General features: G+C 55.2%; 40 protein-coding genes and 1 pseudogene. 15 read left to right on the top strand and 26 right to left on the bottom strand.

The features are described from left to right. Nucleotides 1-89: 89 nt before the first annotated feature. On the bottom strand, nt 90-719 hold the full coding sequence (locus tag Q1A71_RS03485) for a tyrosine-type recombinase/integrase (protein WP_299671798.1): 630 nt from the start codon (nt 717-719) through the stop codon (nt 90-92). 201 nt (nt 720-920) lie between these two features. Here Q1A71_RS03485 and Q1A71_RS03480 point away from each other — a divergent pair, with 201 nt between their 5' ends. The 4 genes from Q1A71_RS03480 (at nt 921) to Q1A71_RS03465 (ending at nt 2,990) form a co-directional block, all read left to right on the top strand. Beyond that, a complete protein-coding gene (locus tag Q1A71_RS03480; protein ID WP_299671796.1) occupies nt 921-1,685 on the top strand; it encodes a VPLPA-CTERM sorting domain-containing protein in 765 nt (254 codons plus the stop codon). A 6-nt stretch (nt 1,686-1,691) separates the two neighbouring features. After that, nucleotides 1,692-2,060 (top strand): hypothetical protein, encoded by a 369-nt coding sequence (locus tag Q1A71_RS03475; protein WP_299671794.1) that lies wholly within the window; start codon nt 1,692-1,694, stop codon nt 2,058-2,060. 129 nt (nt 2,061-2,189) lie between these two features. Next, on the top strand, nt 2,190-2,534 hold the full coding sequence (locus Q1A71_RS03470) for a hypothetical protein (protein WP_299671792.1): 345 nt from the start codon (nt 2,190-2,192) through the stop codon (nt 2,532-2,534). A 30-nt stretch (nt 2,535-2,564) separates the two neighbouring features. After that, complete coding sequence (locus Q1A71_RS03465; protein WP_299671790.1) at nt 2,565-2,990, top strand: hypothetical protein; 426 nt, start codon at nt 2,565-2,567, stop codon at nt 2,988-2,990. Nucleotides 2,991-3,024: 34 nt separating this feature from the next. Here Q1A71_RS03465 and Q1A71_RS03460 read toward each other — a convergent pair whose 3' ends face one another. Next, nucleotides 3,025-4,362 carry a hypothetical protein gene (locus Q1A71_RS03460; protein ID WP_299671787.1) on the bottom strand — a complete coding sequence of 446 codons (1,338 nt, stop codon included), beginning with the start codon at nt 4,360-4,362 and terminating at the stop codon, nt 3,025-3,027. Between the two features lie 11 nt (nt 4,363-4,373). Then, a complete protein-coding gene (locus tag Q1A71_RS03455; RefSeq protein WP_299671785.1) occupies nt 4,374-4,679 on the bottom strand; it encodes a hypothetical protein in 306 nt (101 codons plus the stop codon). Nucleotides 4,680-4,806: 127 nt separating this feature from the next. Here Q1A71_RS03455 and Q1A71_RS03450 point away from each other — a divergent pair, with 127 nt between their 5' ends. The 10 genes from Q1A71_RS03450 to Q1A71_RS03405 all read left to right on the top strand — a co-directional run bounded on the left by Q1A71_RS03450 (nt 4,807) and on the right by Q1A71_RS03405 (nt 12,404). Then, on the top strand, nt 4,807-5,259 hold the full coding sequence (locus Q1A71_RS03450; RefSeq protein ID WP_299671783.1) for a hypothetical protein: 453 nt from the start codon (nt 4,807-4,809) through the stop codon (nt 5,257-5,259). A gap of 196 nt (nt 5,260-5,455) precedes the next feature. Further along, nucleotides 5,456-5,758, top strand: coding sequence for a hypothetical protein (locus tag Q1A71_RS03445; RefSeq protein WP_299671780.1), 303 nt, complete (start codon nt 5,456-5,458; stop codon nt 5,756-5,758). Between the two features lie 165 nt (nt 5,759-5,923). After that, entirely contained in the window at nt 5,924-6,190 is a 267-nt protein-coding gene (locus Q1A71_RS03440) for a hypothetical protein (RefSeq protein ID WP_299671778.1), read from the top strand. A gap of 28 nt (nt 6,191-6,218) precedes the next feature. Beyond that, nucleotides 6,219-6,440 (top strand): hypothetical protein, encoded by a 222-nt coding sequence (locus Q1A71_RS03435; RefSeq protein WP_299671776.1) that lies wholly within the window; start codon nt 6,219-6,221, stop codon nt 6,438-6,440. Between the two features lie 11 nt (nt 6,441-6,451). Continuing rightward, nucleotides 6,452-8,065, top strand: coding sequence for a type IV secretory system conjugative DNA transfer family protein (locus Q1A71_RS03430; protein WP_299671774.1), 1,614 nt, complete (start codon nt 6,452-6,454; stop codon nt 8,063-8,065). Between the two features lie 3 nt (nt 8,066-8,068). After that, a complete protein-coding gene (locus Q1A71_RS03425) occupies nt 8,069-8,542 on the top strand; it encodes a hypothetical protein (protein WP_299671772.1) in 474 nt (157 codons plus the stop codon). Nucleotides 8,543-8,612: 70 nt separating this feature from the next. Beyond that, nucleotides 8,613-8,993, top strand: a complete 381-nt coding sequence (locus Q1A71_RS03420; RefSeq protein WP_299671770.1) for a hypothetical protein — start codon at nt 8,613-8,615, stop codon at nt 8,991-8,993. Nucleotides 8,994-9,119: 126 nt separating this feature from the next. Continuing rightward, nucleotides 9,120-9,455, top strand: a complete 336-nt coding sequence (locus Q1A71_RS03415; RefSeq protein WP_299671768.1) for a hypothetical protein — start codon at nt 9,120-9,122, stop codon at nt 9,453-9,455. Further along, nucleotides 9,452-11,002: a recombinase family protein gene (locus Q1A71_RS03410; protein ID WP_299671766.1), complete on the top strand. Its 1,551-nt coding sequence runs from the start codon at nt 9,452-9,454 to the stop codon at nt 11,000-11,002. Before Q1A71_RS03415 ends, Q1A71_RS03410 begins: the two co-directional genes overlap by 4 nt. Before the next feature lie 115 nt (nt 11,003-11,117). Continuing rightward, nucleotides 11,118-12,404 (top strand): tyrosine-type recombinase/integrase, encoded by a 1,287-nt coding sequence (locus Q1A71_RS03405; RefSeq protein ID WP_299671764.1) that lies wholly within the window; start codon nt 11,118-11,120, stop codon nt 12,402-12,404. A gap of 340 nt (nt 12,405-12,744) precedes the next feature. Here the strand turns inward: Q1A71_RS03405 and Q1A71_RS03400 are convergent, their stop codons facing one another. From Q1A71_RS03400 to Q1A71_RS03295, 23 genes and pseudogenes are all read right to left on the bottom strand, one after another. Continuing rightward, nucleotides 12,745-13,113 carry a hypothetical protein gene (locus Q1A71_RS03400; RefSeq protein ID WP_299671762.1) on the bottom strand — a complete coding sequence of 123 codons (369 nt, stop codon included), beginning with the start codon at nt 13,111-13,113 and terminating at the stop codon, nt 12,745-12,747. A 2-nt stretch (nt 13,114-13,115) separates the two neighbouring features. Further along, nucleotides 13,116-13,694 carry a hypothetical protein gene (locus Q1A71_RS03395; RefSeq protein ID WP_299671760.1) on the bottom strand — a complete coding sequence of 193 codons (579 nt, stop codon included), beginning with the start codon at nt 13,692-13,694 and terminating at the stop codon, nt 13,116-13,118. Continuing rightward, entirely contained in the window at nt 13,691-13,867 is a 177-nt protein-coding gene (locus Q1A71_RS03390; protein ID WP_299671758.1) for a hypothetical protein, read from the bottom strand. Before Q1A71_RS03390 ends, Q1A71_RS03395 begins: the two co-directional genes overlap by 4 nt. Further along, nucleotides 13,864-14,292: a hypothetical protein gene (locus Q1A71_RS03385; RefSeq protein WP_299671756.1), complete on the bottom strand. Its 429-nt coding sequence runs from the start codon at nt 14,290-14,292 to the stop codon at nt 13,864-13,866. The genes Q1A71_RS03390 and Q1A71_RS03385 overlap by 4 nt, the downstream gene beginning before the upstream one ends. 50 nt (nt 14,293-14,342) lie before the next feature. Beyond that, nucleotides 14,343-14,870, bottom strand: coding sequence for a hypothetical protein (locus Q1A71_RS03380; protein WP_299671754.1), 528 nt, complete (start codon nt 14,868-14,870; stop codon nt 14,343-14,345). Beyond that, the gene (locus tag Q1A71_RS03375; RefSeq protein WP_299671752.1) at nt 14,867-15,049 is read right to left on the bottom strand and encodes a hypothetical protein; all 183 of its coding nucleotides are present in this window, start codon (nt 15,047-15,049) and stop codon (nt 14,867-14,869) included. The genes Q1A71_RS03380 and Q1A71_RS03375 overlap by 4 nt, the downstream gene beginning before the upstream one ends. 43 nt (nt 15,050-15,092) lie before the next feature. Further along, nucleotides 15,093-15,353 carry a hypothetical protein gene (locus Q1A71_RS03370; RefSeq protein WP_299671750.1) on the bottom strand — a complete coding sequence of 87 codons (261 nt, stop codon included), beginning with the start codon at nt 15,351-15,353 and terminating at the stop codon, nt 15,093-15,095. Further along, nucleotides 15,337-16,008, bottom strand: a complete 672-nt coding sequence (locus Q1A71_RS03365; RefSeq protein ID WP_299671748.1) for a hypothetical protein — start codon at nt 16,006-16,008, stop codon at nt 15,337-15,339. Before Q1A71_RS03365 ends, Q1A71_RS03370 begins: the two co-directional genes overlap by 17 nt. 11 nt (nt 16,009-16,019) lie before the next feature. Continuing rightward, nucleotides 16,020-16,592: a hypothetical protein gene (locus Q1A71_RS03360; protein WP_299671746.1), complete on the bottom strand. Its 573-nt coding sequence runs from the start codon at nt 16,590-16,592 to the stop codon at nt 16,020-16,022. 94 nt (nt 16,593-16,686) lie between these two features. Continuing rightward, nucleotides 16,687-17,205, bottom strand: a pseudogene (locus Q1A71_RS23635) (DNA cytosine methyltransferase); the annotation flags it as partial. A gap of 15 nt (nt 17,206-17,220) precedes the next feature. After that, nucleotides 17,221-17,376 (bottom strand): hypothetical protein, encoded by a 156-nt coding sequence (locus Q1A71_RS03355; protein ID WP_299671744.1) that lies wholly within the window; start codon nt 17,374-17,376, stop codon nt 17,221-17,223. Next, nucleotides 17,376-17,768: a hypothetical protein gene (locus Q1A71_RS03350; protein ID WP_299671742.1), complete on the bottom strand. Its 393-nt coding sequence runs from the start codon at nt 17,766-17,768 to the stop codon at nt 17,376-17,378. The genes Q1A71_RS03355 and Q1A71_RS03350 overlap by 1 nt, the downstream gene beginning before the upstream one ends. Nucleotides 17,769-17,772: 4 nt before the next feature. Further along, complete coding sequence (locus tag Q1A71_RS03345; RefSeq protein WP_299671740.1) at nt 17,773-18,171, bottom strand: hypothetical protein; 399 nt, start codon at nt 18,169-18,171, stop codon at nt 17,773-17,775. A 223-nt stretch (nt 18,172-18,394) separates the two neighbouring features. After that, complete coding sequence (locus tag Q1A71_RS03340) at nt 18,395-19,516, bottom strand: hypothetical protein (RefSeq protein WP_299671738.1); 1,122 nt, start codon at nt 19,514-19,516, stop codon at nt 18,395-18,397. After that, nucleotides 19,513-19,698 (bottom strand): hypothetical protein, encoded by a 186-nt coding sequence (locus Q1A71_RS03335; protein WP_299671735.1) that lies wholly within the window; start codon nt 19,696-19,698, stop codon nt 19,513-19,515. Before Q1A71_RS03335 ends, Q1A71_RS03340 begins: the two co-directional genes overlap by 4 nt. Next, entirely contained in the window at nt 19,695-19,877 is a 183-nt protein-coding gene (locus Q1A71_RS03330) for a hypothetical protein (RefSeq protein WP_299671733.1), read from the bottom strand. Before Q1A71_RS03330 ends, Q1A71_RS03335 begins: the two co-directional genes overlap by 4 nt. Then, nucleotides 19,874-20,266 (bottom strand): MerR family transcriptional regulator, encoded by a 393-nt coding sequence (locus tag Q1A71_RS03325; RefSeq protein WP_299671731.1) that lies wholly within the window; start codon nt 20,264-20,266, stop codon nt 19,874-19,876. The genes Q1A71_RS03330 and Q1A71_RS03325 overlap by 4 nt, the downstream gene beginning before the upstream one ends. After that, nucleotides 20,266-20,517 (bottom strand): DUF2312 domain-containing protein, encoded by a 252-nt coding sequence (locus Q1A71_RS03320; RefSeq protein ID WP_299671729.1) that lies wholly within the window; start codon nt 20,515-20,517, stop codon nt 20,266-20,268. The genes Q1A71_RS03325 and Q1A71_RS03320 overlap by 1 nt, the downstream gene beginning before the upstream one ends. After that, nucleotides 20,514-20,825 (bottom strand): HNH endonuclease, encoded by a 312-nt coding sequence (locus Q1A71_RS03315; protein ID WP_299671727.1) that lies wholly within the window; start codon nt 20,823-20,825, stop codon nt 20,514-20,516. The genes Q1A71_RS03320 and Q1A71_RS03315 overlap by 4 nt, the downstream gene beginning before the upstream one ends. A gap of 38 nt (nt 20,826-20,863) precedes the next feature. After that, the gene (locus Q1A71_RS03310; protein ID WP_299671725.1) at nt 20,864-21,991 is read right to left on the bottom strand and encodes an AAA family ATPase; all 1,128 of its coding nucleotides are present in this window, start codon (nt 21,989-21,991) and stop codon (nt 20,864-20,866) included. Then, entirely contained in the window at nt 21,991-22,311 is a 321-nt protein-coding gene (locus Q1A71_RS03305; RefSeq protein WP_299671723.1) for a hypothetical protein, read from the bottom strand. The genes Q1A71_RS03310 and Q1A71_RS03305 overlap by 1 nt, the downstream gene beginning before the upstream one ends. Before the next feature lie 183 nt (nt 22,312-22,494). Further along, nucleotides 22,495-22,869: a hypothetical protein gene (locus Q1A71_RS03300; RefSeq protein ID WP_299671721.1), complete on the bottom strand. Its 375-nt coding sequence runs from the start codon at nt 22,867-22,869 to the stop codon at nt 22,495-22,497. A 437-nt stretch (nt 22,870-23,306) separates the two neighbouring features. After that, a complete protein-coding gene (locus tag Q1A71_RS03295; protein ID WP_299671719.1) occupies nt 23,307-23,636 on the bottom strand; it encodes a helix-turn-helix transcriptional regulator in 330 nt (109 codons plus the stop codon). 88 nt (nt 23,637-23,724) lie between these two features. Between Q1A71_RS03295 and Q1A71_RS03290 the strand changes: the two genes are divergently transcribed. Then, entirely contained in the window at nt 23,725-24,006 is a 282-nt protein-coding gene (locus Q1A71_RS03290) for a hypothetical protein (RefSeq protein ID WP_299671717.1), read from the top strand. Nucleotides 24,007-24,174: the final 168 nt, after the last annotated feature.

Below are 24,174 nucleotides of genomic sequence, written 5' to 3'. Positions count from 1 at the left end.
AGACTGACAAGCGTACAGAATTTCAAATACAAAGCAACTGGTTACGATGCATTTACGGGGCAAGTGCTCGCCATTTTAAGATAAGAGACCTACAGCTCCAGATCGTAGAGGCTTTCGATCTCGCTATCCTGAATGCAGAGGTAGTCGAGCGTCTGGGCCTGAGTGGTGTGGCCAAAGGCGACCATGAGGAGTGGTATGGGTCGGTTTTGCTGGACGCGCTGGTGGTAGCCCCAGGTCTTGCGCATGGTGTGGGTGCCGTAGTTGCCTTGCAGGCCGATGTCAGCGCACCAGCTTTTGATCATGGCATTCACCGATGACACCTTGAGGGCTTTCTTCCCAGTCCGGGATATGAAGAGCGGTGCATCATTCGCCGGGTTCGGATGTTCGTGTAGCCAGTTTTCCAGCGCAGCGACAACAGCGCCATTGACTGTGACGGAGCGATACTTGCCGACCTTACTCTGTTTGATCTCTAGCCTGTCCCCGGCCTTGAGATGGCTGACCTGTCCAACCGTCAGTGTGAGAATCTCTCCTGCGCGGTAGCCGGTGTTGATTCCAAAGGTGAAGAGGCAAAGGTCGCGCGGATTTCCACTTAGGCGGGATTTAATCGCGGCGATGTCTTCCAGCCGTCTGATCGGCTCAACTTTTATGCTCGCGCCCTTCTTTGGGTGGTTGACATTGCGCGGCTGTTTCGGGGCGGATTTGGCGATCATGTAAGCCATTGAACAGACTCAAAAATCTGCCGTCAATCTCAATATGATCTTTTTCTGATAAGTTAGGATTGTATGGAAAATGGCTTGATGTCAACGCGTTGCAACGCAGCAGTGATCACTTTCTGCAACATTCCTAGGCCACAAGCCACAGCTAGCAACGGTTGCCAACTTATCAGAAAAAATTTCCTCTCAGCCTTAAGGAGTGCTTCAATGACGTCTCGAATTTTTCTGCCCGCAGCGGTTGCTTGTTCGCTGCTGAGCGCGCCGCTTTTCGCTTCAACTGTCACACTCACCGTCAATGGCTCCACGGATGGATCAGACGGGTCGGTCATTTACACGCCCGGCAGCGCCTACATCGCGGAACTGGTGTTCGACGCCGACTTCGCGGACGGCAACCCAGACCCCGGCGTTGGACGGTTCTTTGACTTTGGCACGATCACGACAGCGCTCACGTCGTTCTCACTGACTACGGAGTTTGGAAACATCCTTTACGAGCCATCCGCAGTTCAGGGTCTTCCGAGCCCAACGTCCTTGCCGACGGTTGATGTCGCGCAGGTCAACCAAATTCAGGGATCAAACCAGCAAGGCTTGACGGTTACATCGCACCTTCTTCCAGCGTTGACCGATGGCTGGAGCGGTGCGCTTGGGGCGCTCCTTCCGGCATCATTTACATTCGGGATCAGCGCGACAGGAAGCGGTGACTACATCTTCAATGATCCGAACACTTTGCTCTCCGGTGCGGTCGGCGGTCTTGATAACGATTTCGACCTACTCGGTGGCGTGATCACAGTGTCGGACGCTCGCGGGTTCGTGGACACAGAGTTGTTCTTTGGGGCGGGTGAGTTTTCGATCACGGGTGATAGCGGTGATGTAACTGATCCGCTTGCTCCCATTCCTCTACCAGCGTCACTGCCGCTGATGCTGGCTGGCATGCTCGGTCTTGGTTGGGTCGCGCGGCGCCAGCGAGGGGAGTGAAAAGACATGAAGCGTATATTCCTATTGCTTGGTTTGGTTTCTGCAGCGCCCTTGGCGCTGGCAGAGACGCCACCCGCTGCGCCTCCGTTTCTGGACTCTGGTTACTTGTTTGAGTTGGGATGCCCAGAGCCGTTCTTCGGCTGGGTTGATCCCAATGCTGGACGAATTGCCGTAATCGCGAAGACCATGGACTTTGATCTGTCGGCAGCTATCCCGGATATCAACACATGCGTTGAAGGCGGTGAAACCGTGATCAAGATCAGCCCCAACGCGATTGATGCACGGCTGGAAGGACGGCCCTTGGATGACGTTGAGTTCAAGCTCTACGGACCAACAGGGAAATTAATCTTTGAACAAAGGCTAGCTTTTGAATAGCGGTATTACCAATCTTTGGGCATCAATCGCGCAATGAATCCCTGAAATCCCTGCATTACCAAATTTAGGTTGGAAACCGAAGACCACTCGCATAGCGTGATACTGGTACACTTACACGGAGAACCCGAGGTGCGAATATTTTTTCTTGTACTGGGTGTGATTGGGCTATGTGCTTCGTCTTTGTTCGCCGGTGAAAGAGGTGCGCGGCCTTCTTTTCTCGATCGAAGCTATACTGAACACAAGGACTGCGAAGGCCCGTTTTCTGTTTGGATTGATCCCAAAACGCCAAGGTTCGCCTTGGTTTCCGATGTAGGGATTGCTGAAATTGGTGGCAACAAGACAGCCATGCGAGACTGTGTCGCCCTGCATCTAGCGCCAGTACTACAGCAAGCTGTTTTGTCAGGCCAAGTTGTTGACGCGAGAGAGCTGCAAATCGACTTGTTCGGACCGAATGGCGGAAAATTCAGTGAATAACTTTCAGTCTCTTGTTGAGTGGATCGGTTGATGCTTGCAAATCATTTTGCGGTATCTTTTTCCAAGTTCACCTGTCACAAGTTGGTCACGCAGGTTGGTTTGGTTGCCAGTTTTGCGAGCCTCTTGTCTCTTGGCAGTGCTTTGGCGCAATCGTCATCTGAAGTCCCCGCCTTTGTTAAAAAGGCGGGCTATAACGAAGGTATATCGTGTGAAGGCGGGTTTGGTTTTTGGGCCGACTTTGACGCCCTTAAGTTTGCTGTCTCGATACCTGAGGCGCTTTCAGGGTCGGACGCCGAAACCGGCTATTTGTTCGATTGCATGCAAAAGGGAACGGTTTTTTTTAGCCAAAACATAGGAAAACTCACCGCTGATAAGGTCGACCTAGTCACGACTGTTCTACTGCGCCCGAACGGCAAAGAGCTGGATATTGGCGATTGGAGTGAAATATCGAATTGATCTGCATCAGTCCAAGACAGCGACGTCGAACACGTCATTGTATGCTTGGTACAGTAACCAGAGTGATGACATTGGCGAGCACCGCCGCCACGACCGCAAGAGCACCGTGAAAAAGAAAGGCCAACCGGTTTTTCTCGACAGGTTTTGCGAAGCGGGACCAAAACGCCCAAAGCAGAAAAAAGAAAATGGCAGTGGCGGTTGCTGTGCGCCTAAAGTCAAAGTTCCACCCCTCTTCGGCGCGAACGTTTCCATCAGAGGCAAAATTGATAAGAAGAGCTATAAAAAAAAATGAGAAGGAAGTTGCTAAAAGGTGCGGCAAGAGACGCAAACACGACCTTTTCGGTCCAAGCTCAACAACGGTGTTTCTCACGACCAGACTGCCATGTGACAGTATGGCGACAAAGAGCGGCCCGGCGGTTAAGGTCAAAATGAAAACACTCATCTGTTGCTGAGTCGCTAAATCAAAGAAATCTATACCAAGACCTCCGTGCGATCTGACTATCACTTCGAGAGTGAGGATCGCGCATACAATGATCGAGAACGTCAGAATTGCCGAGAAGTGCAGACCGGACCAAACACCTAGAAGTTCAGTGTAAGAAAATGGATTTTTTAGCGCTTCACGTCTTTGGCCAAATGTTGGGTGCAGAATGCTATCAACAAGAGTTCTCCAATGGTCTTTGAGAGACCGATCTTGATAGTCTGTTTCTTCTGATTTCGCTGCGTTTGCGATGAATCCTGAATATCGTTCACCCAAAAGTCGAAACGCGTAGCGGTCTGCTCCGTACTCCCGGTCACGCATCAGCAACAGCATTTGGATGAGCGCAAAAGTTGGCAATAAGATAACTGCAACGACAATCTCTTCCATCGACCCATCAGGATCGCCAGATAGGCTTCCTATGAACTGCACTAAGTGAAGACTAGGGGCTTCACCAAGCAGTCCAGTAGCCAAAAGGATAAAGCAGACCGAGAAGACCGCGACAAAGGGATACAGCCAGACAAAAGCGAAGGTATCTCCTCGCTTAAGATGAGCAAACTCGTGGAAAATCATTGGCTCGTTCTCGCTGATCTCGAAGTCAGCGCGCCATTCAGGCACCATGATGAGATTTCGACGCTTACTCTTCGCGGCGAAAAAGCTAAACGAAGGATGTGTTCTAAATTCCAGCCTCGTTAGTCTCAGGTCCGGGTGGTGCAAATCAAAGCTGTTCGACTCACGCGTTGGCTTGATCGAAAACAGGTACACAAAAGCTGCTGTTGTGACCAACCCTAGTGAAGCTGCAATCCATACGCTCTTTGGGTAAAGCATCGCGAACAGAGCGCTGGTATAAAGGAGCAATATAAGGTTCGCAAAATCAACGCTCCATGCACGGGTCATGGCCGCTCCTTCTACTCGTCAGGGTCACTAACATCCATCTCGGTGATCTGCATATGACAAATGAACCCTAAGGTTTTTGCGTATTCTTCGATTTCGATCATCGCAGGTGCTGGGTTTCCTTCTCCGTCGTCTACTGCAACGATGGTTAGCTTCAGGACCGGTTTCATCCCATCACCAAGACCGCGCGCTACGCCGTGCTCCTTGCGACAATGACCCGGTTCGGCCAGTTCGGCATGGTTTTTCTCGACGTAATGCAAGACCTGGTTCAAAAATTTGCCTCTCGGCGCTTCAATGACTAATCTGCGGGCCTGAGCCATGATAAACATCCGCTGTAACACTAACTTTTGACTCAATCTTGGCGTTCTTCACGGCAAGAGCAATGGCAAAGTTCTTGTAGTCGGTCGTTGCTCAGTAGGGTTGGTTACATTGGCCGAGGGGACTCGCGTGGTAAAAAAAGGGAAAAAAAGCAAGACGGACCGGCTGACGTCACAGGTCATTCGCGAGCGCCATCGGCGCGGTGATGATGTGGAAATCACCGAGTATCCTAGCGGCTCAAAAGATGTAACTACAGGAAAAGATGGACAAATTCCCGAAGATGGTGCTATTCTCAAGCGTTTGAGACGTGATTTGAACGATAACGAGGAGCCATTGAAGAAAAAGACATATCGAGCGACTGAGGAACTACCATTTCCAGAACTAGGGTCTCAAGCCGAAGAAAATCGAGATAAGAAAAAAGTAACGCTTAGGTTCCAACCAGAATTTTTGGCTCGTATTGACGCTGCCGCCGCCTTGGATGGTTTGGATAGAACAAGTTGGGTTACTGAAAAGCTTGATGAGGTCCTGTCGAAATACCCATCATTTCAACCTTCGCATAGCGAAGAATCCGAGCCCGATTAAAAGGGCTTGATTTTACGGACGTCCTTAAATATCATCGTATCAGCCAAACATAAAAGCCGCTCACGCGGTTAGCATGAACGGCTTCTGTGAAAACCCAATCGCCGTGAACGGCGCTGGATGTTGTGCGTTGGATTGGTACTCCAACACACAATGAGCATTTAGCATCCGTAGCGGTGTCCATCAAGAGGGCACAAAAATGGACCAGCAAGATCAAACCCCATTTCAGGGGCAATATACACACGCGCAGCCACATCCCGGCTACGTCAACGCGCCCCCTGCGCAAAAGCTTCCAAAAAAAAGGATCGATCAGCCCGCAGGGCAGAGATTTGTCAAGATTCTGGCTTCATATTTCTTCATGTATGTCGCGCACCGCATGTGGCTCCAAAGTCCCGATGAAAATGCATTCTGGGGCGCGGTTGGCATTGGCTTGGCATTTGCTGTGAGCGCTTGTTGGCCAACCGTGAAAAATCCAGATTATAGCAAGAACGCGAAAGCCTAGTCGGGCGTTCTTAGCCTAGCCTGCGTGGGGTCGCCTGCGCAGACACCTCCCCAAGTCCACACCTCATAACGCAGAGCGTTGGTCTGCGGCCTGTCGCTTTGCGTCCAAAACAAGGATACACCCATGTATCACAATCACCCATCCGGTCAGATGGGGTCGTCCCCCTTGACCAAATCCATTGACGCCTGCGCGATAGTCGGGGCGTGCACGGCGGCGTTTTTCCTGACGCCTCCATCGTACAGCGCCAGTATTCCACACATCAAAACCTACACGGCCACGCATTACGCCATTGCGGAAACAAGCACTCTGGCGGTGGCCGTATCGGTGGCTTGGGGCGTGCTGTTGCTCGCGATCATTTTTGTGCTGACCCGGTTTCTGAGCTCAGCCATCGCACTCGCGCTCACCAGCCGCTTCTTCGCGCGCTGGCTGTAACCTCACATCATATAAAAGGAGTTTGCCCATGTTTGGCGGCAATAAAAATGACAATGACGGCTACATCATGCAGCCGATTAAGTCGAACCAAGGCAGCCAAGGTTCAGGGTCGTTCATTGTAGCACTTTGCATCACAATCTTCGGCCTCATCGTGCTGTTGGCAGAAGAAGAGAAAGAGTTTTGCGGTCCCGGCGAACCCGGCTGCGATGCTGGTATCAAAGTCGACATTCCCGAAGTCGTGTTCGACTGAAAGGATTGGTCATGGCCTATGATGACGCGCGCCATGCCCATGGCTCAGCGAAGTTTGCCACCCGCGCGGAAATCGCCCGCGCGGGGATGTTCCGGCAAACCGAAGCCTCCATGTACTGCCTTACCTACGCGGGCCGTCCTTTGTGGTTTGACATCAATCGCGGCGGGGTTCTCGTCGTGGCTGGGGCGCGCGGAGGGAAAGGCGTTGGGGTGGTCCTACCCCAGCAACTTTACGGGATTATGCCGAACACGACGTCCCTTATCCTTTGTCCTAAGGGAGAGGGCGCAGCGGTAGCACGTGACCAAACGCCGGACGGCAAAGCTTGCATTTACTGGAACGCAACAGGAATGCACGGACTACCACAACACCGTGTGAATCCGGTGGGCGGACTGAACAAAGACAACCCAAACCTCGTTGCAGACGCCGCTGTGTTCGCAAGAAACCTATGCCCGAGAACGCCGGGCTCAAAGAACCCGTATTTTGAGGACCGCGCACAACAGCAACTTACCGGGATCATGGTCGGGCTCGCCGTCAAAAACGGCGTGCTCACCCTGCCAGATTTGTATGATGCTGTGAATGATCTGGCAGCAGCGGGCGAGCGTTGGTTGGATACGGCCTATGCGCTTCACAGTTCCGGCTATGACATCGCCTTCCGCGTTGAAGAAGAATTGGCCGCTGTCTTGAAGAAAGACAATGACGGTTCCGGCGCGATGGGAATTTTAGGCGAAATGCTCCGCGCAGTTGGGCCGCTCTCTGACCCCAGATTGCGGGCAAGCCTGAGCGCACCCTTCGATTTTACGCTGGATCAGCTTTGCCGGAGCGATCAGTTCTATCAAGTCTATCTGATGCCACCGCTGCAATCGGTGTCCCACTGGGCACCAATTTTGCGCTGCTTTTTTGTCGGCGCGATGCTTGAAAAAGCAAAGCGCCCAGATGCGCCGCGTCAATTCTGGAGCCTGGACGAATGCGGCAACATCGGCGCGTTTCCCCTCATGATTGAGCTCTTTACGATGGGATCGGGCCTCGGGATTACACTCTTCGCCGTTTTCCAGTCTTCGCACCAGATGGACAATCTGGGTTCAGATGGGCGTGCGATCCTGACGTCCGGTGCGGCTTTACAAGTCTATTTCTCTATCCGCGACTTTGATGATGCCAAGCGTGTGTCTGACAGGCTCGGCATGCAAACGCTGCACTATAATCATGCGCTGCATCAAGGCGAGGCTGCCGCGCGCAGAAAAGACCTACTGCATGGGCTGATGAATGGCGCGGACCCGTTTGAGCTCAATGCACGCAAGGCGCAACTGGCCTTTGCCTCCGAGTATCAGAGCAAAGAACGCCGCTTGCTGCGTACGCCGGATGAAATCCTGCATGGGCCTGAGAACGCCGCTTACGTCTTTGCTGATGGGGTGCGTTATCCGATCCTCGCGGAGAAAAGGCGGTATTTTGAAGAGCGGATGTTTGCGCATCGCTACCATCCCAATCCGTTTTTTCCGCCCACCGATAGAGTTCAAATCAAGACGCTCTTCGGCACACGCTGGCGGCCTGTGATTACTGCACCAGTGCCTGAGCGCTTTGCTCACCTTCCGCAATATCAAGACGGCCTATGGAGCTATATTGGGAGATAATCCATGTCTGAGACGACCGACGGCAAATCCGGCGATCTCAACCACGATCCGGGATCATTCACGCATAACAACAAGGCGGACCTGCCCGGACAGGTTCCGGCGACTGGGCGCGACATGCAAAGCCCGGACCGCGCGCCCGATGCGGGAAAGAGTTTTGAGCAAACGCATGAAGCGCGGCAGCCTGTCGATCTGGTGAAAGACTATGACAGTTTTCGCCAGCAGCGCATGAGCCATATGCCGACGGCCCAGTTGGATATGCATGCGGACCTGCCGCATGCGCAGTCTGTGGATCGCGCGAAGTTCCATCACCTGCAGGCGAAGGAAGATCGGCACGCCACGCAAGGCATGCGCACGATGACCGAGAAAGAATACAAAGATCCGCCGCCAAAACAGCAGCCCATGGCGCAAGAAGACTTTGAGAAAGCGCGCAGCCAGCCGGAGCAAACCCGTCACGTTGCGCGCAATCATACCCGTTAACCCATCCCCCAAAACAGAAAGGAACCTCATGCAAGATAATGGACAAAACGGCGGGCAAGGACCATCGCCGATGGCGCATTATGCGCAGCCAAAAGAAGAACCCGCACCCAACCGCCCAGTTGACACGTTGCGTGATGACAACCTCAAAGCCTCGATCTGGCGCAATGAAGGGGAAAACGGCGTGAGCTATTCCACCACATTTGTGCGGACATGGCGGGATGATCAGGGCCAATGGCATGACAGTCAGAGCTATTCCGGTACGGACATGCTACGTCTGGGCGAGCTGTCACGCAGTGCATACCATCGTACAAATGAATTGCGCCAAGAGCACAAGCAGTCTCAAACGCAGACCCAAGGCCAAAGCGGACACGATCAAGGCCGTAAAGCCTTTGAAAAGCTGCGCGGCGCGTCGGGTTCAGGACACGATCCCTCCAGTCAGCGCCACCGCTAACACATTAAAAATAGGAAAATATTCTTGCTTTGAACGGGCGGAACATGTATTTTGTTCTACTTATGTTCTCACATGAAAGGATATCGAACATATGAACCAACGCTAACCCCAACCGAAAGAAAACCAGTGACAACAACCAAAGGACCACCAACCACCGAAACACAACATTCACCCCCAACCCAAGAGACATCAGAAGCCAACATTCCCGCGCTCGGCGTCGATCTGATGATCTTTGCGCATCATCTCAAAGACAGTGGGATGAGCCCGGATAAACAGGCAGAATACCTCCAGCTTTACTGGGATATTGCCTGTACATTTGCCGATATCGGATACGGCCTCTCTCCCGAGCAAACCGCTTGTGGAAAAACCTCGCAAAGCGCTGAAATAACTGAGTCTTTGCTGCAAAACATGGTACTCTCAGACGCGTTTCAAAGCAGCCATAAAGAGGAGGTCCAGTCATGAGCCAGAACGCCATAACCTACTGCCGCGTCAGTTCGGTCGCGCAAGTGGAAGAGGGCCATGGGCTGGAATCTCAAGAAACGCGCTGCCGCGAGTACGCCACCCGCAAAGGCTATGCTGTTATTGAGAGCTTCTATGAGCGCGCCGTTTCTGGCGGCGTGGCGGACAGGCCGTCTTTCAATGCCATGCTCAGCTACATCAAGGCTCAGAAAGACCCTGTTGTCGTTGTGATTGACGATATCTCCAGGCTTGCGCGCGATATCGAAAGTCATTGGGCCCTGCGCCGGACGCTGGAAGATATGGGCGGCAAGTTGGAAAGCCCTTCCTTAACCTTCGGGGAGGATTCCGACTCCATCCTTGTCGAGAACCTCTTGGCCTCCGTCTCGCAGCACCAGCGCCAGAAAAACGGAGAGCAAACCAAGAACCGCATGCGCGCGCGCGTGATGAATGGCTACTGGGTCTCTCATGCCCCCGTTGGCTTCAAGTATGAGAAGGTCAAAGCGCATGGCAAATTGCTGGTGCGAGACGAACCGCTGGCATCAATCGTGCAAGAAGCCTTAGAGGGCTTCGCCTCTGGTCGCTTTGAGACGCAGGCTGAGGTCAAGCGCTTCCTCGAAAGCCAGCCAGACTTCCCCAAAACCCGCTATGGGCATGTTACGAATGAAACCGTGAACCGCATACTCAATCGTCCGCACTACGCAGGCTATATCGAGTTCCCAAACTGGGATGTCTCCTTGCGCAAAGGACATCATGAAGGGTTGATCAGCTTGCAGACCTTTGAGGCGATCCAATCCCGTTTGAATGCCAAACCGAAAGCTGCCGCGCGGCCTGATTTGAATGCGGACTTTCCTCTGCGGGGATTTGTGCTGTGCGATTGCTGCGGCAATCCGATGACCGCCTGCTGGTCCAAGAGCAAAACAGGAAAGCGCCATCCGTACTATTCCTGCTTCACCAAAGGCTGTGAGAGCTATCGCAAGTCGATCAAGCGCGATGATGTCGAAGGGGCCTTTGAGGCCGCTCTGCACAGCATACAGCCCTCTGAGAGTGGTACAGCCTTGCTGCGCGACATGCTCAGTCACGCTTGGGATTTACGGGGCCAGCAGGTCAAAGCGACGTTCAAGGCGCTGAAACGCAAGCTCTGCGAGATTGAGACGCAGACCGATGCCTTGCTCGACCGGATTGTTGAGAGCTCCAACCCGCGCGTCGTTTCGGCCTATGAAGCCAAGATCGATGCTTTGGAAAAGGAAAAGCTGCTTTTGGATGAAAAACTGCAGAATGGTGGCAAGCCACAGCGCAGCTTCGAGGAGATGTTCGAACTCGCGTGCCGATTCCTCTCAAGCCCTTGGAAAATATGGAAGAATGGTGATCTTACCCTGCGCAGAACAGTGCTCAAACTCACCTTTGACGAGCGTCTGCGCTACTGCCGAAAAGAGGGACTTCGAACCCCAAAAACCACATTACCTTTCAGTGTGTTAGGGGATTTTTGCGCCTCTGAAGGGGTGATGGCGGAGCGACAGTCCGTTTTACTTCACGCCCAGCGCTGGGCTTAGCGCTTTGATATTAAAGAATATTGCAAAAATACTAGCTTAGCTCTTACGCCAAAAGGTTGCTAATTCTAAACATTATTCTAAACATAGCGCTAGACAAAACAGCAGGCAGAATCGTGTGAAACTACAACGAAAAAAGGGGCCTGACGGCCTTGAAACGGGCAGCTATTTCATCGTCCGGCGGCGGCCCAAAAGATACGAAAGTGTCGAGCATCGGAAACTTCTCTGGATAAGCCTGCACACCGACAGCCTGACCGAAGCGCGCAAGAAAGCACCGGGCGTCTGGGACAATGTGATGAAAAGCTGGGAAGCGCGGCTCGCCGGAGACACCAGTCAGGCAGAGGCGCGCTACAACGCGGCCCGGGATCTTGCAAAGTCCTATGGCTTCGACTACCTGCCGATTGAGCAGGCGCGCCAGTTGCCCCTCGAGCAGATCATAGAGCGGGTCGAGCGGGCACACGATGGGTCGGGTAAGCCGAACCTGCGCGATGCCGAAGCGTTGCTGGGCATCGTCGAAAAGCCGACTTTAAAAGTGTCCAAGGCCCTCGAAGAATACTGGCCCCTCGCCCGTGATCTCATCCTTGGGAAAAGCGAGGACCAGGTACGCCGCTGGCGCAACCCGCGCAAGAAGGCCTTCAAAAACTTCATCAAGGTATGCGGCAATCCCGATCTGTCTGAGATCACGCGCGACATGATGCTGGATTTCAGAGAGTGGCTGATGGATAGGGTGGTAGCCGGGATCGTGACGTCAAACACCGCCAACAAGGATTTGATCCACTTCTGCGCGGTGATCCGGCTCATCAACAGAAAGAAGCGGTTGAAACTCAACCTTCCGTTCGAGGAGTTGTCCATATCAGAGGGCGAGGCGCGCACACGGCCTGCTTTCTCAACCAGTTGGATACGGGACAAGATCCTTGCGCCGGGTGCCTTGAAAGGGCTAAACACGCAGGCGCGCGTCATACTGCTTGGGATGATCAACACCGGATATCGGCCGTCCGAAGCCTGCGTGCTTGGCCCTGATCAGATTGTGCTGGATCATGACGTGCCTCACATCAGCATTGAGCCCATCGGACGCACCCTGAAGACCCGCCATGCGCGTCGTCTGATACCACTCTTGGGCGTCAGCCTTGAGGCGTTCAAAGAGTGCCCAGACGGATTTCCGCGGTACTTCGAAAAGGCCAACGTTTCGTCCACCCTGACCAAGTTCCTGCGCGAGAACAAACTACTCGAAACCGAGGATCACGTTTGCTACAGCCTGCGTCACAGTTTTCAGTCGCGCATGATCGAGGCAGACGTTGACGATAGAATCCGGCGCGACGTGTTCGGCCACCGTCTGACCGAGGACCGCTATGGCGAGGTGGCACTGGAGAAGGTGCGGGAAGTGTTGAAGCCGGTGGCGCTTTGAGCCGTAGTTAGTATCTAACCGCTCTATCGGCGACTCTGCCGCCGTGCGTAAGAAGCACCGCAAACACTCCAAAACATCATCTCTCGCAAAACATCAACACAACACTGTGGTTCGTTCGCTTCACCCCAATAATCCACTTTTTCTGGCAAGTAGGACGGAATCCCTGGGCAATGAGGTATGCCCCAGATAGGGCACTTGCCTTCCACCACTAGCGAAGTCTGCAATTCATGCTCGCCTCTCTCGCTTTTAGGCGGAGACCAGAAGTCGCTGCGCTTGCAACCAAACTCAAGAATGAGAATTTCCATGGCCCGTTTGGCTGCCTTTTTGTACTGGCGCATGTTCATAGCGGGTCTATAGCCGCCCGTGCAATCCGCTCAATCTGCGCCACGTCGCCGCCCCCAAACGACCGCCGAAAGTGCCCGCAATCGTCGTCATGTGCATGCGCGTCGCGCCGCCAGTAGGCAATCTCTTTGAGCACCTTCGTGAGCCGACGAGTTTTCTCCATCTCCTCTTCAAGGTGCTGCCACGCCTCACGACAATCTGCTTCCCAAGTCACGCGCCAGAGCGGCACATCACAGTTGGCGCAGTTCTCGGGTGTAGAGGTGTCTGCGTGCACGTCACCCGTGGTCGCAGAGAGGATGTTTTTCATCAAGCGAAAATCGCATTTCTGACACTGCCATGCGCCGGGTACGAACAAACCGTCGTTCATCCTCAAACCCCCGCCTGCTCTTTTGCCCACAGCAGCTTGCGCTGCAGTTCCGTGTCTCCGCGCCTAGAAGCGTCCTCATAGCGCTGCTTAAAGGCTTTCTTCACCTCAACCATGTCTGCCGCAGTGGATACGCCCAGAACCGTCCACCACGCTTCATCGCTCTCAAACTCAGCATCTGGAGGCGGAAGCGCGGTGAACCCTTCGAATGCTTGATCCAGCACCTGTGTGGCACCCATCCGCTCCATGGTGCGGAAACATTCGACGGCTGTCCCTATGGCCCGAATGTTCTCCCACGGATATTTGAAGGTGTCGCAGGGGATCGAGACCTGACGTTTCTTGCGGATAAAGAACACACACACGCCGGGATCTTCGAGCGGATCGGTCAACCCGTCGCGGTATGGCGTGCCATCGCGGCGCAGGGGGATGTTTGAACTGACCACCACGTTCTGAACATCGAACCGGCTTAGCTCGCTCATCATCTCCGAATAAGCGGTCGCAGGTTTGACCCGAAACTTCGACTTGACCCGGGTCTTAGTCCGCGGCCTGCCAGTTGGCCATTGCAGAGGATATGCTTGCGTCATGATTGTTCCTCCAAGATTTCCTGCTTCGCGATCTCCAACACCCCTATGGCCGCAGCAACCGTCACCCCGCGACCCGCAAAGCTGTAAACGGTATCCTCGATCGCCTGGCAAAGCTCGTTCGTGGTTTCGGTGGTTGTCTTCCCATCGCCGGAAAGGACGCGCAGATCGCTCATCGCGCTGCCCTCGCCTCAAGGCGGGCAACCCTGACCAGTTGCTCTTCGATCTCGGCCCATATGTCATGGACAACCGTCTCATGAAAATGCACGGCAAAGGCTTCCAGCATCAGCGGAAATGCGTCATCGCCATAGCGGCGGAGATCCGCAGCAGTCATGCGATGCTTGATGTATTTGGGGTCGACCTCAATCCGAAGCGTCACTTCCTTCCCGAACGCATAGTCCACCTCCTGAAGCGTGACCTCCGATCTCAAAGGTGGCATGGGGAGGTTTTTCCCCATCAGGCGTTGCAACTCTTGATGCCGCCGAAGTTCACCGCGCCAAAGGGTTTCAAAACCGTCTCTCTCTCCGATAAGACGAATGACTCTCGCACGGCTGTGCCACGGCAGTACCTCATCCAAAAACCAGTCGATGTGATCCTGCATGCGCTTGGCCCAAGCGTTGGGCGCGGTTCCACGGAACCTGTAGGAATATTTCATCGAAATCTCCGAACGAGTTGAAAAAATGCGACCGCCGAGACAACAAAAAACCATGTCGCGGGCAACCAAACCGGCGCCAAGGGTTGGTCCGCCGGCGGCAGTACTGTGACGGTCGGCTCGTCTGGTGAGCCACTCCTCCCTGACACCCTTGGCGCTAATGAAACCAAAACGGCAGAACGCCACGCAGGATGTCTTTGAGTTAAGGGGACGAGACCAGCCCCCCGGATAAGTATGCCGTTATGCTTTGCAAAGATGGGTTCGACAATCGGTGCGATTTCGCGGCACTTGCCGTCAAATACCTGTGTGAACCCATCTTGCCTGATGTAGTTGAACTGGAGTCGCTCCACGCAGCCGATCTTGTCACCGAGGTAGATGCCAGGCTTGCGGAAAGACACGCGGCCCGTCGCTTCATCCCAATGTACGTGAAGCGCTTCCGGGTCGTTCAGGTGAAACACGGACATCGTTGCGGCTTCTATGTTAGGCGCGGCCATGGCCAGAGCGGTAGCAAAGGCAATGCGTTTCACTTGTCTTCCTCCTCAGTGTATTTGAGGCCGAGATAAGACATGCTGTCCTGAAAGGGCATCCATACGAGACGCAGTTTGTCGGCTGTCTCATAGTCACCTTTCAGCCGCGCCTCCTCTTGGAGTTCCTTAAGTCGCGCCACTGCGGCACCGGTCGTGAAAGCCAGCTTGTTCCATCCCACAAAACACATTCCTGGCGGGATGACTTCCGAGTTTATCTTCCCTCTAGGCATCATCGTCACCAAGGCTGTAGATGCGAGTTTGTTCGAGCCCGGTCTTGGCTAGGGCTCGGGCATTTTCAGGGCTGCGGCTGTGCTGAATGGTTTCGAGAAACCGCCGCGCCACCTTGAGTGTTTCAAGGGCACGTGCGTTGCGCGGATCTCGAGCCGTCTTCTCTACGACACACAGAAGCACAAAGAACAGCAGGCACGTGGCCGCGAGTGCGCCAGCCCCGAACGCGATCCACCAGCTAAGCATCACTGTCACCTTGGCGCTCTTGCGCCTCGATAAAATCGCTGAGCCAATCCCGCTCATCTGCGAACGCTTCGCCACCCAAAGTCAGCCCCTCAATTCCGTCGAGCGCGCTGTGAAACTCATCCATCCGCCTCGCGATGGCGCGCAGGTAGTAGAGCGTGTTTTCACTGAGGCGTGCGCTGGGCTGGTGCTCCTCAACCAACGTCTTAAGCGCAGCGCAGACCATGATGCCAAACCACTCGCGGTGCTGCGCGTCCGCCTCCGCGGTGTCTTCCTCGACGCTCCAACTGAACCCGAACGACCGGTTGTCGATCACCAGATAAGGGTTTCCGAAAAAACCACGCGGATTGTAGTGCTGCGAATACGCCTCGATCGCTTCGGCGTGGCGCGCGCGCGTTTCAGCCATTTCGGCGTCGGCAAGAGCTGCTGGTGTGACGGGAACCATCGCCCGCAGTTTTTGAGCAACTTCTGCCATCTGTTTCGAGATTGCCATCAGTGCGCCATGTGCAGTTTGAGGTTTCAGTTGAACCTCTCGCTCTGACCATCCGGTCAACGTCAGCGCAGTCCCTTCAAGAGCTGTCGCGATCTGGTCAATATCGGTCGGTTTCATAGTCATCTCCTCAAAACATCGGCAGCATGATCTCGAAGGAGATCGTTTCGCCGTCATAAGCCCAGCCTTCAGTCGGGATGGCGATGTAATGACCGCGTGGTGCCACTTGGGCGCGTTCGCGATACTCCTACGGCGCGCCCATGCGTGGACCTCACGTAGCGATAGAGCCGGCGCCAAATGTCCTGCGAGGTCGAGGGCGCCGGACCAGGCATCGAGGTCGCTGGGGCCGGGCGGGTGAAGCAATGGGCGACAAAGTTCGGCAGCTGGGCCAGATGCCCCTTGCCCTTCGCGGCATGCTCGGCAGAGTTTTGGCCCTTGTGATCCCGACTGGCCGGCGTCGGCCAGTTCGCTGCATCCCGCGCCAGACAAGCATTCCCCGCAGCACTGCTCGGCACCTGACCGCTGTCCCGCATGGTCACGTCGTGTGCTTGTGGTGTCGTCCAGTTCGCCGCCTGCGCTGGTAGCGGTGTGCCGCCCGCACTGTAGGCCATGTTCGGTCCGCCCTTGGCACCATCCGACCCCTTCGGCGTCCCCCACATCTGCCGAGCCAGATCCTCGGCCTTGCGGGTGAAATCGTTGTTGCCCGCCGCGCTGTTGCCGTTCTGGGCTGGCGTTCCCGCCATCTGGGTTGGCCAGTTCATCATGAAGTCCCCCGCAACACCCGCAAGAACCTCTCCATGGCTCTTGCCGTGACTGGGTACACTCTTGGTTGTCCGGTTCTCGCTCTCCGACGCTCGGGCGGTAGGCCACGATGAAAACCCGCTGCCTTTCATGCGACGCGCCTGTTTCTTCCGCCGAGAATAGGCCAACCGCAACGTTGAAACCCAATTCTCGAAGGTCGTTGACCACGGTTCCAAGGCCGAGGGAGAGGTGGCCCGCGACATTTTCAAAGAAGCACCAACGCAATCCGTCTCCCAACTCTCCCGCGATTCGCTCGATGTCGGGCCAGAGGTGGCGCGGATCATCCTCGCCTTTTCGCTGTCCCGCTTGGGAAAACGGCTGGCATGGGTAGCCCGCGAGCAAAGTGTCGATCTGTCCGCGCCATGGTCTGGCGTCGAAGGTCCTAAGGTCATCCCAGATCGGCGCGGGCCGCATGTATCCGGCGCGCTGCGCGGCAATGAGGCACTGGCGGGGGTATTCTTCGATCTCGACATAGCAGGCGGAGGCAAAGCCCGGCTCGGCAAGCTCAAGACCCATGTCAAGTCCGCCGCCGCCTGCGCAGAGGGAGAGGCCGTGTCGGGGAGGTGGCACCATGTCATGCATAGACCCTCACTGCGTCATGTCTGCGTCGATGCAACCGCTCATGGCAGAGCAGTAAGCAGCGGCCTGATTGCAGCGTTGATCTTGGATCATCCCCTCCAGAACCCAATCTGCTCCGATACCGATGCAGGCGAAGGACAGCGTGTACCAAGTAACGAGATCCATCACTGGCCCCCCGTGTCGCGAGCAAGTTGGCGCTCATCCCGCCGGGCGAGGGTCATGAGGTGCCCGCCAATGGAGTTTCCTGGCCTCCCAAGTCGTTGGCCAATGTCGACCAGGCGGGCGCCTTTCTCCACCATGTCCATGAGAATGACATCTTCTTCTTTGGTGAAGCGGCGGACGACATGGTTGCCTCTCTTGCAAACCATTGGCCCGTTGTATTCGCCCGCCACCAAGGCTTCAGTCTTTGGGCTTTCAATGCCAAACTTAAGGCAATTCCAGTCCACCGCGCCGCGGGAAATTCCCATGTGCTCGGCAATTCGCGCCACACTCCATCCGCGTTCGCGAAACTTCGCGATCTGGTCGATTTGCTTCTGAGTGATTTTCCGTCCTGGCATCAGTTCAGCCCCTCTTGTTCCAAGGTTTGAAGTCCAAGAGGCTTTGCGGATCGGGAAACTCGCCGGTGAAGGTGATTGCGCGATCATCAATCGTGACCATGGCGGGCGGCTTGCTTGTCGGCCATGTGATGGCCTCGCGGGCGAAGTTCTCGAAATCCGCCGGCGCATCATCGAAGTATTTCGCCAAAGCCTCTGCCAACCACTCCTGCATGCCTTCTATGCCGCCCGGCTGGTTGGAGCGCGATGAGAAGATATGCACATCAAACAGAGAGATTGCATCACAGATGAACTCAATTGCGCCGGGCACGGGTGGATCAGCCACGACATCAGCGCCCTGCCATCCGCTGGTGTAGCTGTGAATGACGCCATCGAAATCTAAGCAAAGGATGGGTTTGTTGGTCATGTTCGGTCCTTAAATGTTGTCGCCCGAGCCGTCGCAGTGTGGGCAGTCCTCCACACCGAGGCAGAGCATTCCGGGTGGCGAGGTGAGGGGATTGACAGAGCCGGTCCCTCTGCATGTCGCACAGTCACAATTCGGGCAGAAGTCACCGGGCTTGCGATCACAGGCCATGCAGTACGGCTCGGGCGGATTGTCGTACTGATCCGAGGCAAATACGACCACTGCCTCAAACCCGCATCGGCATCATGACCCACATCGCATCAGGGTCCTCACCCTGTACGATGGCGGGATCATTGACACCCGCTGCTTTCATGGTGAACGCTGGCGTGACGCGCGACTGCTCGTATAGGAAGCGGAAGTTGAAGCCCTGATGGCCCTTGACTTCGGATGTGCCCTGAAACGGCACCGAAAACTCATACTCGGAGTCCGCAGACTGTCCGTTCAAGCGCTGAGTGTCATAATCGAACGCGACAGCGCTTCTGGCAAATCTTCCGCCTGTCAGCATAGCGTTGAGCCGCTTCACGCTCTCAGCACTGACGTGAGCGCTCATTTTTGGCTCGCCACTCGGAATGACGCGCGTGTAGTCCGGGAACCTGCCGTCGATCAGCTTGCCCGCAAGCAGCACGTCCGACACCTTGATCTGATAATGCAGATCGCTAACAGTCACACTGATGGGTTCGTTTCCACCCTTGGTGAACATCGCCATAATCAGGTTGACCGACTTGCGCGGCACAATTGCACCGAAATCACTATCAACCGGAATGTCGGTATCAACCACGCCCAGCCGGTGGCCGTCCGTCGCGACCGCGCGCAATGTGTTAGCCTCCGGCTTTGCCGTCAGAAACACACCGTTCAGATAGTACCTGGTCTCTTCCGTGCTGATGCAATGCAGCAGATTGCCAAAGAGCCGCTTGGCCTGATCATGTGACATCTTCCAGCGCTGGGCGGAGACCGCTTGCGGTTTCGTCCACGTGTTCACCGGGAAATCCACCACCGGCCACAGCGTGTTGACCCTCAGTGATGTATCGGAATCCGTGATCTCGACGGCGTGCTCCGAAAACGATTTCGGCGTCTCAACCATTGTGAAGGCTACTGCTCCGGTTGCGAAGGATGCGAAGCGTTTCAGCGTATCCAGGTTGATGCAGAACTCGCTCTTCCCTTCGGTCACCGCCTCATCGGTGATGATCATGTCCTGCTCGAGATCCGTGACCGTCGCAATGATGGCATTGTCTTTGGCGCGAATGAGCACAGTGCCCAGGATCGGAATGGTGTTGCGCCGCTCGACCACCAGATCAAGTGCCTTCACCATGCGGCGCAGCCGGGTTGCTTCTATGCTGAATGATGTCACTGCTTTTCTCCCTCGATAGGTTGGCTAAGCGCCGGTTCAATTTGCACCTTGACGGGCTCGTGTTTGGAGTAGGCGCGCAGGTACTTGTCCCAAGCCGCCACGCGGTTTGCGGCGAAAATGATGTGTTTGACAGCATCGGTGCCGTGCGGCTTACCCGTCACCTCGAATTTCATCTTGCTCATTGCAGGCCCCTCCGCTGCTCTTCCGCCAGCACGCGCCGGGCTCGTTCAAGCGGGCTGCTGTTGAGCGCCTGATACTCTTCGTCCAACCGATCAAATATCGGGGCGAACGCTCCATTCAGCAGCGTGAGGTTAGCGGCCATCTTGCGGGCGCGTTCGAGGCGGGCCTTGTCCACAGTCATGTGATTTCATCGGGCGGTCCGCAGAAGACGCCCTCCCTTTCCAGATTGCCGAAGCAAATCTGGTCGATCATCGTATTTTTCTCACCCAATCCCTTAATAAGTTGAATATTTTCAACCTTCATGGCGAGGAAAACACGGTGCGGGATCACAAGGTCAAGTTGCTCGAGCGGGTAGTTGTCGCAGATCGCCGCCACGGACACGCCCGCCTTGCGCGCCAATACGATCCGCCGGGCACGTTCACACATCTCAGGCGAGTATAGCCTGCGCGATTGTCCCTTCTCGCTCAACCGCTGGGATTTCAGCAAGCCGTTATACTCGTAGAACCGCAGCGCGCGTGTCGTGATACCAAGCCGCTCTGCGAGTTTGCCGATGTGAACGAACTCCTCCATCAGTTCATCCCCAACGCCTGCTTGTACATATCGAGAAGCGCCTCCTCCTCGGCTATGTCGTCAGCGTTGCGTTTGCGCAGAGCAATGAGCTTCCGCACAATTTTGGTGTCATAGCCGCGGGCCTTAGCCTCAGCCAAAACCTCTTTCTGCTGCTCGGCCAGGTCCTTCTTTTCCGCGTCCAGGCGCTCAATCCGTTCGACGAACTGGCGCAACTCATTGGCGGTAACGCGGTAAGTTTCTTCGTCGCTCATGGCGAGCCCTCCTGAATTGCTTTGTCTCTGCGCTTTTGGTTCTGCTTGTGTGTCACCATTTCGGTGTGCTCGGGATATGGGTTCACGCACATCCGGTTGCGGCAGGTATGGTCGATCTGCTTTTTGCCCGGAACAAACCCATGCACGCACACGAACATGAAGCGGTGCACCGCCACCGTCTGACCGTCGAGGTGCATGCGTGGGTAACCTCCCCCTCGGCCGTCGCCCGAGGTCGGCCCCTGCCAAATCCAGCAGCCTGTCACCGGGTCAACAAAGACGCGCTCGAGCACCTTGTCGATGATGATCAACCGTCTTTCGCTGATCTGGATGAGCGCCTGTCGGTCTATCATATTACCACCGTCACTTGCTCGGACGCGCGCGTGATCGCCGTGTAAAGCCACCGTTTGGCGTCTTGGCCAAAGACATGGCTCTCATCCTTGATCAACACGCTGGGCCATTGACTACCCTGAGACAGGTGGCATGTAAGCGCGTACCCGTATTCAAACTCTTCGCTGCCTCTGAGCGTCTTCCAGTGCGGCTTGTCACCACCGCCGGGGAAGTGGCAGGGATGCACCTTAACCTCCAAGAGGAGGTCCGGCTCGTCCTCGCTGCGCACAAGGAAGTGCAGAAAGGTTTCCCCCTTTTCCTCGTCGAGGACTTCCTTCGCGTCGCTCATGACTGTGAACGATCCGCCGTTGTAGATACCGAGGTCGCGGTTGTTTCGGCGGCATACAAGCCGCTCCCCCGTAAGTGGATACAGTCCCTGAAAACCTAATTTGCGACGCATGTTCGAATTCATGGCAGCCCGGGTATCGCGCTTCCCTGAAATAACCTGGTCGTGATCAACCATGTTGTTCATCATCTCGACGCCTGTCATGTCGCTCCGACGCACGACGCGGCTTTTGCCCATCCACCCCATCGGCAGGCTGCGGCCTAAGCGTGCCTCTGTCGCCAGGCGGACAATTGGATCGCCCTCTGCTTGACGGTGTATCTCAGTGAGGAACACGTCAGGATCGGCCTGCGTGAAGTACCCGCCTTTGTCGTTCGGTGGTGGCAACTGTTCGGGGTCACCCAGGACGAGCAACGGCTTTTTAAAGGACAGCAGATCCTCTCCAATGTCTCGGTCCACCATCGAGACCTCATCGACCACAATCAGATCACACTCGGAGAGCGGCCCGTCCTTATTGACCTCGAAATCAAACCCGCCATCCGGTCGCTGCCGGGGCTCATAGATCAAGCTGTGCAGCGTGGCCGCTCCCTCGCAGCCGTGCTTTCGCATAACCGCGGCTGCCTTTCCGGTGTAAGCCCCATAGCACGGCGCGGCCTCGGTCGCAGATACGATCGCCTGAGCGCTGGTCGATTTGCCCGTGCCAGCATAACCCCAAATACGAAACACTTGGTCCTGACCGGCCTTAAACCAGCGCTGGGCAAAGTCGCGCGCTTCGGCCTGCATTTTAGAAAGGGCAACCGCCATTAGTGGGTGAAACCCCCAGCCTTGAGCATGTGTTTCACCCGGCTTCTGAACGAGCGGCGGAATCCTGCGATGAGGTATTCAAGCATACCCTCCGCCGCTATCGGCGGGTTTTTATCTTCCTTTGAAGCCTCCATTGCCACAGCTGCTCCGAAACTCGCAGAGGCATCGCCCAAGGCGGTCACTGCGATGTGCGCCGGAAGGTCGTGTTCCCGTGCCGATGCCTCGGCGGCCATCAGAATGTCATGAACCATCTTCGTTCGGCCATTCATCATCGCGGCTGTTTCCGCGGCGGTCATATTGTGAAACTTCGGTTCAGGCATATCGCTGCTCCAGCATTGGTGTGAATGGTGCCCGCATGCGCGTCAGCTTTCGGCTCCTCGGCGCATGCGGGCGTGGCGACTCTCCTCGGGTCGCGTTCTTGGCAGTCACTGTCGTTCTGCGACGCTTGGTGCTGCAGGTCTGCTCAATCTGCTCGACCTCATCTCGGTATGTGGCGCGCTTGATCACAGGCGCGCCGGCGCCCGGTAGTCACCGGGCTTCAAAAACGTGTTCTGCTGACGCAGAGTTGCTGTCAGCGCGTTGTAGTCCGCGCGCGGAATTGGACGAGGATGATACCAGGTCCAAAGCTTGATCGGGTCCCAACGACGCCCAGCCACCTCTGCGCGCAATTCTTCTGGCTGAGCTAAACGCCCAGGCTCGTCGATTTCGCAAACCTGATCCATCCAGATGCGACACGGTTGCCATGGGCTGTTTTTACGGAACCGCATCTTGAACCAGCCGCATTGCGGCTCGTCGTCATACACCCTCGGCGGAACACCGCCCTCGATGCACGCGTTGTACCATTCAAGAAGTGTCGAAAGGGAAGTTGGCTCACGCATAGTTGAATATTTTCAACCCGCCAGCCACAAAAAAAGAACCGGTGTCAGTGAAGACACGCACAGGGATATCAGCACGTACAGTGTGATCTGCCTTAAGGAGATAAACCTACGGGAGTTTATCTTGTCGATCTCGTCAATCCTTGATTGCAGGCCGCGCATGCTGGTACCTCTTGAAAGCCACTCCACAGACCACAAGTGATAACTGTAGAGTATGTAACTCGACCGCATGATGGACTTGGGGAAGGCCGCGGTCAGTGAGTGTCAAATCGCACTTACCGACCCTTGCGTAAATTGAAAATTTTATATAGTCAATCGGTGATGTTGAAAATATTACACTGATTTGGGTGCTCGGTACGCACAACGTAGTGTGGGGAATATGAAAATAGAATTGTTCGAAGGCATGTCCGACGAAGAAGCGGACGAAGTGTTGGAATGGCTCAGTGAGGTCTGTTCCTTGGAGCATCGCGAAGAGCGCGAAGCCCTCTTAGCTGACCCTCTACCAAGTCTCGCTCCTGAGGTGAAAGCTTCTGCACAAGACTGATAATCTGCAGAATTTTCGGATCAGGTGGTGTTGAACAGAACTCCTCCACGCTCTTTCCGAAAAACTTGCTGATTTTCATCGCATCATCGACAGTAGTCGATTTTGCGCGCCTGTTCATCAGCGCATCCATCTTCGATTTTGATACGCCGGTACGCCGGGACAACTCCGCTATCGGAGTTTCGCTTGCCCGAACGTGCTCAATAAATGATTCAACGAATGTCTTCATAGTGTTGCAATCCTAACTAGAAACCGACCATTACCAAGTTGAAAATTTTCAATTGCCTAGTTGTTGAAAATTTTATACTGCTCGCCTCATGAGCAGTATAAAAACCAACCCCGAGCAACCCGAGAGCCAGCCGAAGACCATCCTTACGATCATGGATGACCTCAAGGCATTCTCGAAAAAAACAGGTTATTCGATCTCCACGATTTGCGGCTGGGCGCTGGGATATGGCGCCTGGGCCGCGTTTCACCAACGGAAGATCCAACGTCTGGAAAGGGAGGTCGATGCACTTCGCGATTGGATGGCCGCGAACGATCATATTCGGAAAAAACCTCCTGAAACTTCCAAAACAACTTTGGATACAGGGCGTTAGATATGAATTCTGTAAAAAAAATTCAATGGACGTTGTTAACACTTTTTCCGCATGGCTAAGCGACGCTTCAGGATGGTCGGTCAGGGCATCTGGCAGAGCCGCAGGTTTCGCGCGCTGCCGGATGATCGCTGCCGATATGCCTACCTGTATCTGCTCACATGCAGGCAT

This window comes from uncultured Roseobacter sp. (genome assembly GCF_947493125.1).
Classification (GTDB): Bacteria; Pseudomonadota; Alphaproteobacteria; order Rhodobacterales; family Rhodobacteraceae; genus Roseobacter.
This window is presented reverse-complemented; position numbering and strand designations above follow the sequence as displayed.